Here is a 14,627-nt window from a genome sequence, read left to right on the forward strand (position 1 = left end):
CCGTGAGGAAGATCGTAAGCATCAGCCCGCGCAGGATCGACTCGGCGAAGAAGTACTTCCCGACGATATGCCACTTGAAGTTCGGGTTGGTCAGGACGGAGGAAAGGATCCCGATGCCGACCAGGATGCTGAAAATCCAGCCGGCGTACTCGGAACGGGTCCGAAGCCGCAGCCGTGGTTTCAAGGCCGGATCAATGCTGCCCATTCTTGATCTGCTTCCTTTGTTGAGAGTGGTGGCCATGAAAGGTCCCCGGCTAGTTCAGCTTGGCGTCGGTGATGGCCCCGGACTCCAGGCCCCAGGTCTCCAGCGACTCCTTGTACTCCGGAGTCTGCAGCACCGACTGGATCGCTGCCTGCATGGCCGGGGTCAGCTCGGAGCCCTTCTTCAGGCCGATCGCGGACAGGTCGCTGGAGCCGACGTTGACCCGGCCCAGGAGGGTGAAGGAATCCGGCTGCTGCTTCTGGGCCCAGCCCAGGGACGTGGTGTCATACAGGACGCCGTCGATCCGCTTGGAGTGCAGCTGGGTCAGGGCTTCCTGGACGTTGGGCAGCGTCACGGCGTTGATTTCCGGCTGTCCCTTGGAGGTGCAGGTCTGCTCGCTCAGGGCCGGGAGGCGCTTGAGCTGGCCGGTGGAGCCCTGGGTGACGGCGATGTTCTTCCCGCACAGGGTCTCCATCGTGAGGTTCAGTGGGTTCCCTGCCGGCACGGCCACCGAGTTGCCGGCCTTGAAGTAGTCGATCATGTCCAGGACCTGAAGCCGTTCTTCGGTCTTGGACATCGTGGTGGCGGTGAAGTCGTACCGGCCGCCGTCCAGGCCCGGGATGATCGTGTCGAACTTGGTGTCCACGAACTTCAGCTTCAGGTCAAGCTTCTTGGCAATCAGCCGGGCGACGTCCGGGTTCAACCCGATCGGCGTCTGATTGTCCTCCGCCAGGAACGTCGTGGGCGGGTAGTGCAGGTCCATCGCGACCGTGAGCTCACCCTTGTCCTTGAACGACTGCGGCACCAAAGCCACTGCCGCCGGGTCAGGCTGGACACCCTCAGAGATGTCCCGGGTGTTGTTGGTCAATGACGTTGCTTCCTCAGAAGCCCCGGTACCGGTGGCCGCGCCGCCACAAGCACTCAGGGCAAACAGGACAGCGAGCCCTGCCGCTGCAGTCTGTACTTTGTTGATGGTCTTCATTGTTGCTTCCCTTCGGGGGGTTTCAGCTGTGGGACTGTGGCGTCGCCACGGGGGATGAAAGTTGAATCGGCGCCTTGTTCCGTCGGCTCCGGGAGGACGGGCGGGGAGCGGCGCTTTCGGTGTCGGTTCAGGCTAAGTTGTGATCCGTATCTCTTCGGCCTCTACAGCAATGCAACCCCCTCGAGGGCCAATTGTCAACAATTCACAAAAGATTTTTTCCAAGATGCGCGGGGCCGGGCATGACGCCAAGCAGGCTGCAAAAACTGTTGACAATTTACAATTGCGCCGCCTACAGTCGAGTTATCGGGCAGGAGATCCTCCGGCTTGCGGCAGCACTTTCCCGGCCGCGCGGACCTCTTGGAACCTACCCTTCGCGGGGCGCCCGCCTCCACCTCCTGATCAAGAACGGAACAGAACATGGCAGAGACAAACTTCCGGCCGAAGTACATCTCCTTTGATGTCTACGGCACTCTCATCAACTTCGACATTGATCCCACCACGCGTCGTCTGCTTGATGGCCGCATCTCTGAAGAGCAGTGGCCCACCTTTAAGAAGCAGTTCCGTGGGTACCGGTTCGACGAGGTCCTTGGCGACTACAAGCCTTACGAGGCGATCCTTCAGGATTCCTTTGACCGGGTATGCAAGCGATGGGGCATTGGGCCGACCCCCGGTGCCGGTGCAGAGTTTGCTGAGGCTGTACGCGGCTGGGTCGCCCACGAGGACGTGCCGGCTCCGCTGAAGACCATGGGCGACAACTACCAGCTGGTGGCTCTGTCCAACGCGGACACCAGCTTCCTGGACATCAGCATTCCCAAACTCGGCGCTGATTTCCACGCCGTGTACACCGCTGAGCAGGCCCAGGCCTACAAGCCGCGCTACCAGGCCTTCGAGTACATGCTGGACACCCTGAACGCCAAGCCGGAGGACTTCCTGCACGTCTCCTCCCACACCCGGTACGACATGCATCCGATGCACGACATGGGCTTCCGGAACCTCGTGATGCTGGACCGTGGCTATGACCCCATTGGCCCGGGCTACGACCTCTTCACTGTTAAGTCCCTGGACGAGCTCAACAAGCACCTCGGTCTCTAAACCGAACTCTGAGACGAAAGGTCACCCCCGTGAAACTCATTCCTTACTGGCTGGACACCGCAGAGCCGTCCGGAGACTACCGGCGCACGCCGGTACCGGAGAACGTTGATGTCGCCATTATTGGTGCCGGATTCACCGGGCTGTCCGCGGCCCTGGAATTCGCAAAACAGGGCGCCAGTGTTGCTGTCTTTGAACGCCACACCGTCGGGTGGGGCGCCTCCGGCCGTAATGGGGGAATGGCTACCACCGGTTTGGCCATCGGTTTCAGCACCGCGGTCAAACGCTACGGGGGAGCCCGCGCCGTTGAGATGTTCAACGAGTACAACGACGCCATCGACAGCATCGAGAAGCTGGTGCAGGACAACGCCATCGACTGCGACTACAAGCGGTTCGGCAAGCTCTCGCTCGCATTCCACAAGTCGCACTACGACGGGTTCCTGAAATCCCAGGAGCTGCTGGCGAACCTTGCCGACCATCACGTCACGGTCATCCCCAAGTCCGAGATCCACAGCGAAATTGGCACCGACTTCTACCAGGGGGCCATGCTTGACCCGATGGGAGCAGGCCTGCATGTGGGCAAGTTTGTCCACGGCCTGGCCAAGGTCGCCGTTGCCGCCGGCGCGGACATCTGCGAGAACGCGGCCGTCACGGAACTGAAGAAGGTCTCCGGCACCGTGCACGACGTGCACACCACCCGGGGGATCACCCGGGCCAAACAGGTACTGGTGGCCACCAGCGGCTACACCGGGGGCATCACCCCGTGGATGCAGCGCCGGGTGATCCCCGTGGGCAGTTTCATCATCTGCACCGAACCGCTGCCCGAAGACGTGGTCAACCGCATCCTGCCGAACCGGCGCCAGGCCTCGGACAGCAAGATGCTCACCTACTACTTCAGGATCACCCCGGACAACCGGCTCCTCTTCGGCGGCCGCGCCCGCTTTGCCCTGTCCAGCCCGGACTCGGACGTCAAGAGCGCGGAAATCCTGCGCAAGGCCATGCTCGAACTCTTCCCGTACCTCTCCAACGCCAAGGTGGACTACATCTGGGGCGGCCTGGTGGACCTGTCCATGGACCAGATGGTCCACGCCGGCGTCCACGACGGACTCTACTACTCGCTGTGCTACAGCGGCCACGGGGTCCAGATGGCGGCGCACATGGGCAAGCGGATGGCCCACTACATGGCGGGCGACAAGAGCGCCAACGTCTGGGAGGACCTGAAGAACCCGCCTGTGCCCGGCCACTTCGGCCCGCCGTGGTTCCTGCCGTTTATCGGCGCCGCAGCCAAGGTCATCGACCGGGTCAAATAGACAACCTTCACAAGCTAGCCAACCTAAGGGTCCCAATGTCATCAACACCGGTCGCTGAAGCGCGTCCAAAAAACACCGAGGAAACTGCCTTCAAACGCGCACAGTTCGCCAGCCTCCCGGGTGGTGCCTTCTTCGAGGGAAAGTGGCAAAGCGCCGAAATGACGCTGGAGGTGCGGGATCCCGAGGACGGTGTCTTGCTGGGGCGGGTGTGCAGCTCCACGTCGCAGGACGTGGGGCGCGCCATCGCCCACATTGACCGCCATCTCCAGGTGGAGGACTGGCCGTTACGGGCCCGGCGGGAGGCGCTGGAGAAGGCGGTGCTGCTCCTTGGGGAGCAGGCGGAGCGGTTCGCGAACATCATCGCGGCGGAGAGCAGCAAGACCATCATCGAGGCGGAGCGCGAGGTGCGCCGTTGCGCCGAAACCTTGCGGCTTTCCGCCGCCGCCTCCGGGGAACTGGCGGGGGAGACGCTCGGTTTTGAGGACAGCATGGCCGGTGCGGGCAAAATCGGCTGGTACAGCCGCAAGCCCGTGGGCATCGTTGCGGCAATCACGCCCTTCAACGACCCGCTGAACCTGGTGGCACACAAGCTGGGCCCTGCCCTGATCGGAGGCAACGGCGTCGTACTCAAACCCTCGCAGCGGACACCGCTGACGGGCCTTGCCCTCGTGAAGCTGCTGCTGGAGGCCGGAGTCCCGTCGGGACGGATCGCCGCGATCGTGTCCGGTCCTGGCGTCTCCGAGGCCCTGGTGACTGATCCCCGGGTGGACCTGATTTCCTTCACGGGCGGTCCGGCGACGGCGGAGCGGATCGCTGCGGCGGCAGGAGGAAAGAAGATCCTCTCCGAGCTGGGCGGAAACAACGCCACGATTGTGTGCGCCGACGCGGATGCCGAGGCTGCGGCTGAGGCGATCGTGGCTGGGGCCTTCGGGGTGGCAGGCCAGAACTGCCTGTCGGTGCAGCGGGTGTACGTGCACACGTCGCTGTTCGACGCTGTGCTGGAGCTGGTCACGGCCCGCACCCTGGCCCTGAGGACCGGTCCGAAGCTGGACCGTGCCACTGACGTGGGACCCCTGATCTCCGAGGCGGAGGCCCGCCGCATCGAGGAATGGGTCGCAGAGGCTAAAGCTGCGGGCGCCACTGTCCACGCCGGCGGGCAGCGCCGCGGGGCCTACTACGAACCCACGGTGCTGGCTGACGTGCCTTCCGGGTGCCGGGTGATCCGCGATGAAGTCTTCGGCCCCGTGGTGTCCATCCTGCCGTTCATCGAAGTGCAGGACGCTGTTTTCGCTGCAAACAACACCGAGTACGGGCTGCAGGCAGGCGTCTTCACCGGCTCGATCGATCTTGCGCTGGCCATCGCCGAAAAACTGCACGTCGGCTCGGTGGTCATCAACGAAACCAGTGACGTGCGGATCGATTCAATGCCATTTGGCGGCTTCAAGAAATCAGGCGTGGGCCGGGAGGGCGTCCGGCATGCCGTGCGTGAGATGACCGAGCCGAAGAACACCATCATCAAACTCACCGGACCGGTCAAGCAGTGGCAGCAACTGACGGCCACCCCAGCACGGAGCGCATCATGACAGCACACAGGATCGCAGTGATTGCCGGCGACGGCATCGGCAAGGAAGTTGTTCCGGCGGCCATTGAATGCCTGCAGCGGATCGCGGAACTGCATTCCCTGGACCTGCAGTTCACGTACTTCGATTGGGGATCCGACTACTACGCCCGGCACGGCCGGATGATGCCCGTGGACGGGCTGGACCAGCTGGCGCAGCACGATGCGATCTTCCTGGGGGCAGTGGGTTCCCCGGACGTGCCGGACACGGAGACGCTGTGGGGGTTGCTGATCCCCATCCGCAGGGAGTTCCAGCAGTACATCAACCTCCGCCCCGTCAAAACGCTCGACGGCGTGAAGTCGCCGCTTGCATCAAAGAAACCGATCGACATCCTCATCGTGCGTGAAAACAACGAGGGTGAGTATTCCGAGGTCGGCGGCCGCGCCTACCGCGGGCAGCCGAACGAGACGGCCGTGCAGGAAACCATCTTCACCCGCCAGGGTGTATCGCGGGCCGCGAACTACGCGGCGTCGCTCGCCTCGGCCCGCGGGGGCCTGCTGACCTCGGCAACCAAGAGCAACGGCATCATCCACACCATGCCGTTCTGGGATGAAGTGGTGGAAGAAACGGCCCGGCTCTACCCGGACGTGACCCTGGTCAGCGAGCTGGTGGACGCGCTGGCCGCCCACCTGGTCCTGAAGCCCTGGACGCTGGACGTCATTGTTGCTTCGAACCTGCTGGGCGACATCCTCTCCGATCTGGGAAGTTCGGTCACGGGTTCCATCGGCCTGGCCCCGAGCGCCAACCTGAATCCCGAAGGCGACTTCCCGTCCCTCTTCGAACCGGTCCACGGTTCGGCGCCGGACATTGCGGGCAAAGGGCTGGCCAACCCGGTGGGCCAGATGTGGTCGGGCGCGATGATGCTCCAGCACCTCGGCCACCCGGAGGCTGCCGAGCACCTCCAGCTGGCATTCGAATCGGCGCTTCGGGAGGGACTCGGCACCCGGGACGTGGGGGGCCAATCCACCACCTCGGAATTCACCGCCGCGGTTCTCGCCGCCATTGACGTCCATCACGCGCTCCGCGGGATTGATGCGGTGGTTCCGGGACGGCCGGCGGCAACACCGGCGTCGGCCTCGTGACAGCGCTCAGCGGCCGCACACGGCCCGTCGTCGCAGTTCTGTACCGGGAGGCCCTGCCGCCCCGGCTGGAGGAAATCCAGGCCCTGGCCGAGGTCCGCCTGGCCAAGGCCGAGGGCCTGGCCGCGGCGATGGACGGCGCCGATGTGCTGTACCAGTGGCACTCATTCTCCCCGGCGCTGCGGGAGAACTGGGCTGCAGCATCGTCACTCCGGTGGGTCCACGTTTCCGCGGCGGGGGTGAGCCAGCTGATGTTCGACGAACTCGTCGAAAGCGACGTCACCTACACCAACTCGCGAGGTGTCCTCAGCCGCGCGATCGCGGAGTTCGCGCTCGGCTTTGTGCTGGATATGGCCAAGGACGCGCAGGGATCGTTCCGGCTGCAGCAGCAGCAGCGCTGGAAGCACCGGACCACCCGGAAAATCCAGGGCCAGCGTGCGCTGGTGGTGGGTACGGGTTCAATCGGCCGCGAAACCGCCTCACTGTTCCGTGCGGTAGGAATGCACGTGAGTGGGGCGGGCCGGAACAGCCGGCCGGGCGACGGAGATTTCGATGAGATCTACTCGTCCCAGGACCTGGCCCGGGTTGTCTCCGGTTTCGACTACGTTGTCCTCGCCGCACCGCTTACCGACCAGACGAGGGGGCTGGTGGACGCGGAGGTCCTGGCGGCCATGAAGCCCACTGCCTGCCTGATCAATGTGGGGCGGGGCGAACTCGTCCAGACCGGCGCGCTGGTCGATGCCCTGGCGGCCGGATCAATTGCCGGAGCCGCACTGGATGTTGTCCATCCCGAACCCCTCCCCGAGGGGCACCCGCTCTGGGACATGGAGAACGTGATCATCACGCCCCACATGAGCGGGGACACCGAGGACTACCTCGATGACCTCGGCGCCCTTTTCGTGGAGAACCTCAAACGGTACTGCGACGGCGACCCACTCGAAAACGTCGTGGACAAGACCCTCGGATTCGTCGCAATCTCCTGACCGCATGTCACATCTCCCTAAGGAAAACTCCGCCATGTCAACGACCACTCTCGCCAGGATCCCGCACTTCATCGCAGGTACGGAGACAACCGGCTCCGGTGACAAAATCCGCCAGGTGTTCAACCCGGCTACCGGGGAGGTGACCGGGGAGTTGCGGCTGGCCAACCGGGCGGACCTGGAGGCCACGGTTGCGGCCGCCCGGAAGGCTGCGGACAGCTGGGGTGACATTTCGCTGGCGAAGCGCACCGCGGTGCTGTTCAAGTTCCGCGAGCTCGTCGCGTCCCACGTGGATGACCTCGCTGCGTTGATCACGGCCGAGCACGGCAAGGTCCTTTCCGATGCCAAGGGTGAGATCGGCCGCGGCCTGGAGGTCATCGAGTACGCCTGCGGGATCCCGACGCTGCTCAAGGGCGACTATTCGGACCAGGTCTCCACCGGCATCGATGTGTTTTCCTTCCGTGAGCCGCTCGGCGTGGTGGCCGGCATCACGCCGTTCAACTTCCCGGTGATGGTGCCGTTGTGGATGGCGCCGATGGCGATCGCCACCGGGAACGCGTTCATCCTCAAGCCCTCCGAGCGTGACCCGTCAGCGTCGCTGTTGCTGGCCAAGCTCTGGAAGCAGGCCGGCCTGCCGGACGGGGTGTTCCAGGTCCTGCACGGCGACAAGGAAACCGTGGACGGGCTGCTGACCCACCCGGACGTGGACGGGATCTCCTTCGTCGGGTCCACCCCGATCGCCCGGTACGTGCACGAGACCGCCACCAGGCACGGCAAGCGGGTCCAGGCCTTGGGCGGGGCGAAGAACCACGCGATCGTGATGCCCGACGCGGACCTGGACAACGCCGCGGACCACCTCGCCGCCGCCGCCTTTGGTTCCGCCGGGGAACGCTGCATGGCCATCTCCGTCGCCGTCGCCGTCGGGGACGCCGCGGACCTTTTGGTCAAGAAGGTCGAAGAACGCGCCTTGGCCGTCAAGGTCAACAACGGCACCGCCCCCGACGCCGAAATGGGACCGGTCATCACCCCGGCCTCCAAGGAACGCATCGTCCGGATCGTCAGCGAAGCCGAGCAAGCGGGCGCGGCCATGGTGGTGGACGGCCGCGACCTCGTGGTCCCCGGCCACGAGGACGGGTTCTGGGTCGGCCCGACCGTGATCGACCACGTCACGACCGGAATGAGCGCCTACACCGAGGAGATCTTCGGACCCGTCCTGGTCGTGGTCCGCGTCGACACCCTCGAAGACGGCATCAACCTCATCAACGCCAACCCCTACGGCAACGGCACCGCCATCTTCACCTCCTCCGGCGCCCACGCCCGGAAGTTCCAGCGCTCCGTGACCGTGGGCATGATCGGGATCAACGTGCCCCTGCCCGTCCCGGTGGCCTACCACTCCTTCGGCGGCTGGAAAGCCTCCCTCTTCGGGGACAAGCACATCTACGGCCCCGAAGGCGTCTCCTTCTACACCCGCGGCAAAGTCATCACCTCCCGCTGGCCCGAACCCACCCAAGCCTCCGGCGCCTCCTACAACTTCCCCTCCAACTAGTCCCAGGAGAACGACACAACCACAATGACCACCATCGCCAGGGCCTATGTGGCAACGTCGCCAACGTCGGAGCTCCAACCCGGAACCGTGGAACGCCGGGCTCCGGGGGATCATGACGTCCGGATCGCCATCAGGTTCGTCGGCATCTGCCACTCTGACATCCACACGGCGCGGGGAGACTGGTCCGGCGTCAACTACCCGGTGGTGGTAGGCCACGAAATCGCCGGAGTGGTCGAAGCAGTGGGACCCAAGGTCACCCGGCATGCAGTGGGGGACCGCGTGGGCGTTGGCTGTTTCGTCGATTCCTGCCGCGAATGCACCAACTGCCGCAGCGGGGAGGAACAGTACTGCCTGCAGGGCTCCACCAGCACGTATAACTCCATTGGCCGGGACGGCCACCCCACCGCTGGCGGGTACAGCACCAGCATTGTGGTGGACGAGAACTACGTCCTGGGCATTCCTGCAGGGATCCGTCTCGAAGAGGCCGCCCCGCTGCTTTGCGCCGGCATCACCATGTACTCGCCGTTGCGCAACTGGGGTGCAGGACCCGGGAAACGGGTTGCCATTATCGGCATGGGGGGACTTGGCCACATGGGCGTCAAGATCGCAGCGGCGATGGGCGCTGAGGTCACCGTACTGAGCCGGTCACTCAGCAAGCAGGAAGACGCCCTCCGGCTCGGCGCGCACCAGCTCTGTGCCACATCAGATCCGGCTACCTTCGACAATCTCAAGGGCACTTTCGACCTGATCATCAACACCGCCGCCATGGATATCGACTTGGACGCGTACCTCTCCCTGCTCGCCTTGGACGGCACCATGGTCCTGGTGGGACTGCCGTCGAAACCACTGAGCCAGCGGGCCTGGTCCCTCGTTTCCTTCCGTCGCAACCTGACCGGTTCCAAAATGGGCGGGATCCGGAAAACCCAGGAAATGCTGGACTACTGTGCCGCCAATGGTCTGGGCGCAGAGGTGGAAGTCATCCCGGCCAGCCAGATCAACGAGGCCTACGATCGCGTCCTCGCCAGCGATGTGCGGTACCGCTTCGTGGTTGACGCAGAGACATTCTGACCTTGAGGCACTCGATGCCTTCCACCCAGTGGACTCAACCAGCTATGTTCGCGCCCTTCGCCGCGGTCTCCGCTGACTGCCCGCGCTCCTGAGCCTGCGGGCCGTTTGCTGGTTCCGCATGGGCCTTGCCGGCCTCGAGGTCCTCAAGCGACTTGCCCCTTGTATCGGGTGACAGGAGGGTAGCCAGCGCCGCCACGAGGCAGATGCCGAACGTGGTCAGCCCGATGACCACGGGAACGTTGGTGGAGCCCGGGGGAGCGACGGCCGTGAAGATGCTTGGGAAGAACGAAGCGATCATCAGGCCCAGGTTCTGTGCCACCGCGAACCCGGTGACGCGGATCCGCATGGGGAACTGCTCCTGGAAGAACGTGGCGAAAGTGGCATTCCACATCTGGAAGAAGATGCCTTGCACGACCACGACGCATACGAAGACAAGCACAAGGCTTCCCTGGTCAATGGCCCACAGGTATCCGCCCGCCAGCAGGCCGCCGCCGATGCCGCCGCCAACCATCAGCATCCGACGGCCGATCCTGTCGGACAGGGCGCCGAACAGCGGAATGGTCACGACGGCGGCGACGTTGGCCACGAGGGTTACCCACAGGAATTCGCTGCTGGAGAAGCCGTTGCCGTAGCCCTCCTGGGTGGCGTACGACACGCCGAAGATGAGCGTAGCCATGCCAATCACGTTGGTGAAGGTCATCAGGACGCACCGGACCAGGACCCATGGGTAGCTGCGCAGGAGGTCAATGAGGGGGAACCGCGGCTTGGCCTTGCCCTTTTCGGACTGCGCCATGTAGGCGGGCGGCTCCTGCACGCGGCGGCGGATAACGTAGCCGGCCAGGATCACGAAGGCGCTGAGCAGGAACGGGATGCGCCAGCCCCAGGCCTGGAACTGGTCGGCGGGGAGAATGGCGGCGAGCGGGAGCAGGACGGCGGTGGCCAGGATCGACCCGACCTGCGTGCCCTGGAGGCTGAAGCTGGCGAAGAAGCCGCGCCTGGCGTCGGGGGAGTGTTCCACGATCATCGCGCTGGCACCGCCGAGTTCACCTGCGACGGCGAAGCCTTGGACCAGGCGGAGGATCACCAGGAGGATCGGCGCCAGGATGCCTACCTGACCGTAGGTGGGCAGGAGCCCGACGGCGAAGGTGGCGAAGCCCATCAGGAGCATCGCGAAGACGAGCACCTGCTTGCGGCCGTGCCTGTCACCGTAGGCACCCAGGACAACCGCGCCGAGGGGACGGGAGACATAGCCCACCGCGTAGGTGGCGAGCGAGGCGATGATTGCCACGGTCGGGTTCTCGGTGGGGAAGAAGATGGCGGGGAAGATGAGCGTCGCGGCCAGTGAGTACAGCGCGAAGTCGTAGTACTCGAGTGCACTGCCGATCCAGCCGCTCATTGCGGCTTTCTTGGGGTCCCGCCGGCCGATGGCGGCCTCAGGGGCTGGACGTAATTCCCCGGGGGTGGTGCTCATGTGGCAAATCCTTCGTCGTCATTGGCAAGGAACGGGAAATGGTCTGTTTCCCGCGGTCTACTGACCGTGATGATCCTGCAGGGCTCGAAAAGCCCGTTTCTTTTGAATCGTTTCATCAATGCTAGTAGGTGACGCGGGTTACGTCAAAAGCGGGGGCGCGGCGGCCTGGACCGCAGCATTTCGAGGCGGTCCGGCCGCAGCGGCCCTTCAACCCTGCCCGCCGCCCAACCGGGAGCCCTATGAATCGGATTCACAGATGCGATTGCTCTGTTTTATGAGCTATGCAGATGCAGTGGGCCCGAGCGAGAATGAATTATTCGTCTACAGGAATGGGCCACAGCGCCAGCATTTCATCCCGGATTCACGGGGACTGAGCGGTGCACGCGACGTCATCATGTCGTGCCCGTCAATGAATGCTGTGGCAATTCGCCTAAATAGGAGATCACATGTCAAACCAAGAGGTCGAGGTCCTCGTCGTAGGCGCGGGTCAGGCCGGCATAGCAATGAGTGAGCATCTGAGCGAACGCGGGATATCGCACCTGGTCCTGGAACGGGACCGAATAGCCGAGCGATGGCGCTCAATGCGGTGGGACTCCCTGGTAGCGAATGGCCCGGCCTGGCATGACCGTTTCCCAGGCTTGGAATTCCCGGACGTGGAACCGGCAGAGTTTCCCTCGAAGGAACAGGTAGCGGATTACTTCGTCGCCTACGCCGAAAAGATTGCTGCTCCAATCCGCTGCGGCGTTGAGGTGACATCCGTTCGCAGGAACGTCGGCGCGCCTGGCTTCCACGTGCAGACAAGCGATGGGGAGTTCGACGCCCGCTACGTGGTTGCCGCAACCGGCCCGTTTCAAAAACCCGTCATCCCGGCCGTTGTTCCCGAAATAGCGGACCTCGTCCAAATCCACTCAAGCTCGTACCGAAACCCTGCCCAGCTTCCGGAGGGTGCCGTGCTCGTCGTAGGGGCCGGCTCCTCGGGCGTGCAGATCGCAGCCGAAATCCAGCGTTCGGGAAGGCAAGTCTTTCTCTCCGTCGGGCCGCATGACCGGCCGCCGCGCAGCTACCGCGGACGGGACTTTTGCTGGTGGCTCGGTGTGCTCGGCAAGTGGGACGCGTCCACGCCCGCGCTGGGCGCCGAGCATGTAACCATCGCCGTGAGCGGCGCGGACGGCGGCCACACGGTCGACTTCCGTGCGCTTGCCGAGAACGGCATCAAGCTCGTGGGAAGGACCACGGCATTCGACGACGGCACCATGCGCTTTGCCCCGGATCTTCGCGAAAACATCGCGCGCGGCGACGCCCACTACCTGGGGTTGCTCGACGAAGCCGACGCCTACGTCGAACGCAATGGCCTGAATCTCCCCGAAGAGCCAGAGGCCAGAATCCTGCGGCCCGACCCGGAGACCGTCACCAGCCCCATTCTCGAGCTTGACCTCGCCGGGGCCGGAGTTACCTCGATCGTTTGGGCCACCGGCTTCGCCGTCGATTACAGCTGGCTGCAGGTGGACTGCTTCGACGAGAAGGGCAAGCCCCGGCAGCAGCGGGGCGTTTCGACCGAACCGGGTATCTACTTCCTGGGATTGCCGTGGCAGTCGCGCCGGGGCTCCAGCTTCATCTGGGGCGTGTGGCATGACGCCAGGTACATTGCTGACCAGATTGCTATCCAGCGCGGCTACCTCGCCCACAACGAGCAGGACACCTTGGTGGCGAGCGGAGCGATCTGAGGCGCAGGCCACGAAAACTAATAAGTGAAGGGGACCATGCAAGGCATGGTCCCCTTTGCTGTATTGCCCCCAAGATAAGGCCCGACGGCGGCACTTCCGTGAGCGTCGCCGTCGGGCCTTATCGCGGGAAGCCTTAGCCGAGCCCCGCCAGGGAACGCGCTGAAAGGGCTGCCTCCATTTCCTGCTGGCCCAGCAGCCCCCGTGCCATGACGAGCTCAGCGATGCCCCGGTTTGTGGCCAGGGCCTCTTTGGCGAGTTCGGCCGCGGCGGAGTAGCCGATCAAGGGAGCCAGGCCGGTGACAACACTGATGGAATCAGCCATGCGTTGCCGCAGCATCCGGGTGTTCGCGGTGATGCCACCCACACAGTGGGTCCTAAGCTGGCGGCAAGCAACGGTGAGCCAGGCAATCGACTCCAGGAGGGAGTCAGCAATGACCGGCTCAAAGGCGTTGAGCTGGAGCTGGCCGGCCTCCACGGCCATGGTGACCGTCGCATCAGCGCCGACCACCCGGAAGGCCACTTGGTTGACCATTTCGGGAATGACCGGGTTGACCTTGCCGGGCATAATCGACGACCCCGCCTGCACTGCCGGCAGGAAGATCTCTCCAAAGCCTGTCTGCGGGCCGGAGGAGAGCAGCCGCAGGTCGTTGCAGATCTTGGAGAGCTTCACGGCCGCCCTCTTCAGCACCCCTGATACGAGCATGAACACGCCTGTATCGCTGGTGGCTTCCACGAGGTTACCAGCCGAGGTGAGCTCCAACCCCGTGACTACATTCAGTTCGCGGATGACGGCTTCCCGGTATCCCGAAGGTGCAGTTATTCCGGTGCCGATGGCCGTGGCCCCCAGGTTTGATTCCCGAAGGTGCGGCAGGAGCTCGAGGAGCCTGTCGCCGTCCTCACGCAGGGTCTCCGCGAAGGCTCCGAACTCCTGGCCCAGCGTCATGGGCACTGCGTCCTGGAGCTGGGTGCGACCCACCTTTATGATGCCGGCAAACTCCGCGGCCTTGGCATCGAATGCTTCCAAAAGCCTGCCGTGCTCTGCGCACAGCCCCGCAATTTCCCGCTGAAGTGCGATCTTGATGGCCGTCGGATACACGTCGTTGGTGGACTGGCTGCGGTTGACGTCGTCAATGGGGTGCAGGGTGGCGTAGTCGCCCTTCGCAGACCCCAGCAGTTCAAGGGCGCGGTTTGCGATGACCTCGTTGGCGTTCATGTTGGTGCTGGTTCCCGCGCCGCCCTGGATGGTGTCCACCACGAACTGTCCGTCCAGGAGACCATCCATAACCTCTTGCGAGGCCTTCTGGATGGCTGTGGATTTGCCGGGTTCAAGGAGGCCGAGGCTTTCATTGGCGCGGGCGGCCGAGTACTTCACAGCACCCAGCCCCCAGACCAGGGAACGCAGGGTGCCGATGGACCGTCCGCTGACGGGGAAGTTGTCTACCGCCCGCAGGGTGCTTATGCCCCAATAGGCTTCGGCGGGGACATCGCTGTCCCCGAGACTGTCATGCTCCCGCCGCAAAGGTGCGACGGGAGCCGAAGGTTGATCTGTCATGGTCC

At 64.2% G+C, this 14,627-nt stretch carries 11 protein-coding genes and 1 pseudogene; 8 read left to right on the forward strand and 4 right to left on the reverse strand.

Translation table 11 applies throughout. The features are described 5' to 3' along the window. Positions 1-205, reverse strand: a pseudogene (locus AC5RUU_RS16550) (amino acid ABC transporter permease); the annotation flags it as partial. A gap of 49 nt (positions 206-254) precedes the next feature. Beyond that, complete coding sequence (locus tag AC5RUU_RS16555; RefSeq protein ID WP_493976297.1) at positions 255-1,184, reverse strand: ABC transporter substrate-binding protein; 930 nt, start codon at positions 1,182-1,184, stop codon at positions 255-257. Positions 1,185-1,601: 417 nt separating this feature from the next. Between AC5RUU_RS16555 and AC5RUU_RS16560 the strand changes: the two genes are divergently transcribed. From AC5RUU_RS16560 to AC5RUU_RS16590, 7 genes are read left to right on the forward strand one after another with little or no spacing between them, the layout of a single operon-like run. Next, a complete protein-coding gene (locus tag AC5RUU_RS16560; protein ID WP_493976298.1) occupies positions 1,602-2,276 on the forward strand; it encodes a haloacid dehalogenase type II in 675 nt (224 codons plus the stop codon). 29 nt (positions 2,277-2,305) lie between these two features. Beyond that, entirely contained in the window at positions 2,306-3,583 is a 1,278-nt protein-coding gene (locus AC5RUU_RS16565) for an NAD(P)/FAD-dependent oxidoreductase (RefSeq protein WP_493976299.1), read from the forward strand. Between the two features lie 35 nt (positions 3,584-3,618). Next, a complete protein-coding gene (locus AC5RUU_RS16570; RefSeq protein ID WP_493976300.1) occupies positions 3,619-5,166 on the forward strand; it encodes an aldehyde dehydrogenase family protein in 1,548 nt (515 codons plus the stop codon). Beyond that, positions 5,163-6,284, forward strand: a complete 1,122-nt coding sequence (locus AC5RUU_RS16575) for a tartrate dehydrogenase (protein ID WP_493976301.1) — start codon at positions 5,163-5,165, stop codon at positions 6,282-6,284. Before AC5RUU_RS16570 ends, AC5RUU_RS16575 begins: the two co-directional genes overlap by 4 nt. Continuing rightward, entirely contained in the window at positions 6,281-7,264 is a 984-nt protein-coding gene (locus AC5RUU_RS16580; protein ID WP_493976302.1) for a D-2-hydroxyacid dehydrogenase, read from the forward strand. Before AC5RUU_RS16575 ends, AC5RUU_RS16580 begins: the two co-directional genes overlap by 4 nt. A 34-nt stretch (positions 7,265-7,298) precedes the next feature. Further along, positions 7,299-8,807 (forward strand): CoA-acylating methylmalonate-semialdehyde dehydrogenase, encoded by a 1,509-nt coding sequence (locus AC5RUU_RS16585; protein WP_493976303.1) that lies wholly within the window; start codon positions 7,299-7,301, stop codon positions 8,805-8,807. Between the two features lie 24 nt (positions 8,808-8,831). Continuing rightward, positions 8,832-9,875, forward strand: coding sequence for an NAD(P)-dependent alcohol dehydrogenase (locus AC5RUU_RS16590; RefSeq protein ID WP_493976304.1), 1,044 nt, complete (start codon positions 8,832-8,834; stop codon positions 9,873-9,875). Positions 9,876-9,909: 34 nt separating this feature from the next. Here AC5RUU_RS16590 and AC5RUU_RS16595 read toward each other — a convergent pair whose 3' ends face one another. Beyond that, positions 9,910-11,346, reverse strand: a complete 1,437-nt coding sequence (locus AC5RUU_RS16595) for an MFS transporter (protein WP_493976305.1) — start codon at positions 11,344-11,346, stop codon at positions 9,910-9,912. A 446-nt stretch (positions 11,347-11,792) separates the two neighbouring features. Between AC5RUU_RS16595 and AC5RUU_RS16600 the strand changes: the two genes are divergently transcribed. Beyond that, positions 11,793-13,070 (forward strand): flavin-containing monooxygenase, encoded by a 1,278-nt coding sequence (locus AC5RUU_RS16600; RefSeq protein WP_493976306.1) that lies wholly within the window; start codon positions 11,793-11,795, stop codon positions 13,068-13,070. Between the two features lie 133 nt (positions 13,071-13,203). Here AC5RUU_RS16600 and AC5RUU_RS16605 read toward each other — a convergent pair whose 3' ends face one another. Further along, the gene (locus AC5RUU_RS16605; RefSeq protein WP_493976307.1) at positions 13,204-14,622 is read right to left on the reverse strand and encodes an aspartate ammonia-lyase; all 1,419 of its coding nucleotides are present in this window, start codon (positions 14,620-14,622) and stop codon (positions 13,204-13,206) included. Positions 14,623-14,627 lie beyond the last annotated feature (5 nt).

The organism is Arthrobacter sp. K4-10C, from assembly GCF_059090085.1.

Bases quoted from the DNA above. Each gene is read 5' to 3' on its own strand.
- AC5RUU_RS16555 (WP_493976297.1), bottom strand. From the start codon at position 1,184: ATGAAGACCATCAACAAAGTACAGACTGCAGCGGCAGGGCTCGCTGTC.
- AC5RUU_RS16560 (WP_493976298.1), top strand. From the start codon at position 1,602: ATGGCAGAGACAAACTTCCGGCCGAAGTACATCTCCTTTGATGTCTAC.
- AC5RUU_RS16570 (WP_493976300.1), top strand. From the start codon at position 3,619: ATGTCATCAACACCGGTCGCTGAAGCGCGTCCAAAAAACACCGAGGAA.
- AC5RUU_RS16575 (WP_493976301.1), top strand. From the start codon at position 5,163: ATGACAGCACACAGGATCGCAGTGATTGCCGGCGACGGCATCGGCAAG.
- AC5RUU_RS16585 (WP_493976303.1), top strand. From the start codon at position 7,299: ATGTCAACGACCACTCTCGCCAGGATCCCGCACTTCATCGCAGGTACG.
- AC5RUU_RS16590 (WP_493976304.1), top strand. From the start codon at position 8,832: ATGACCACCATCGCCAGGGCCTATGTGGCAACGTCGCCAACGTCGGAG.
- AC5RUU_RS16595 (WP_493976305.1), bottom strand. From the start codon at position 11,346: ATGAGCACCACCCCCGGGGAATTACGTCCAGCCCCTGAGGCCGCCATC.
- AC5RUU_RS16600 (WP_493976306.1), top strand. From the start codon at position 11,793: ATGTCAAACCAAGAGGTCGAGGTCCTCGTCGTAGGCGCGGGTCAGGCC.
- AC5RUU_RS16605 (WP_493976307.1), bottom strand. From the start codon at position 14,622: ATGACAGATCAACCTTCGGCTCCCGTCGCACCTTTGCGGCGGGAGCAT.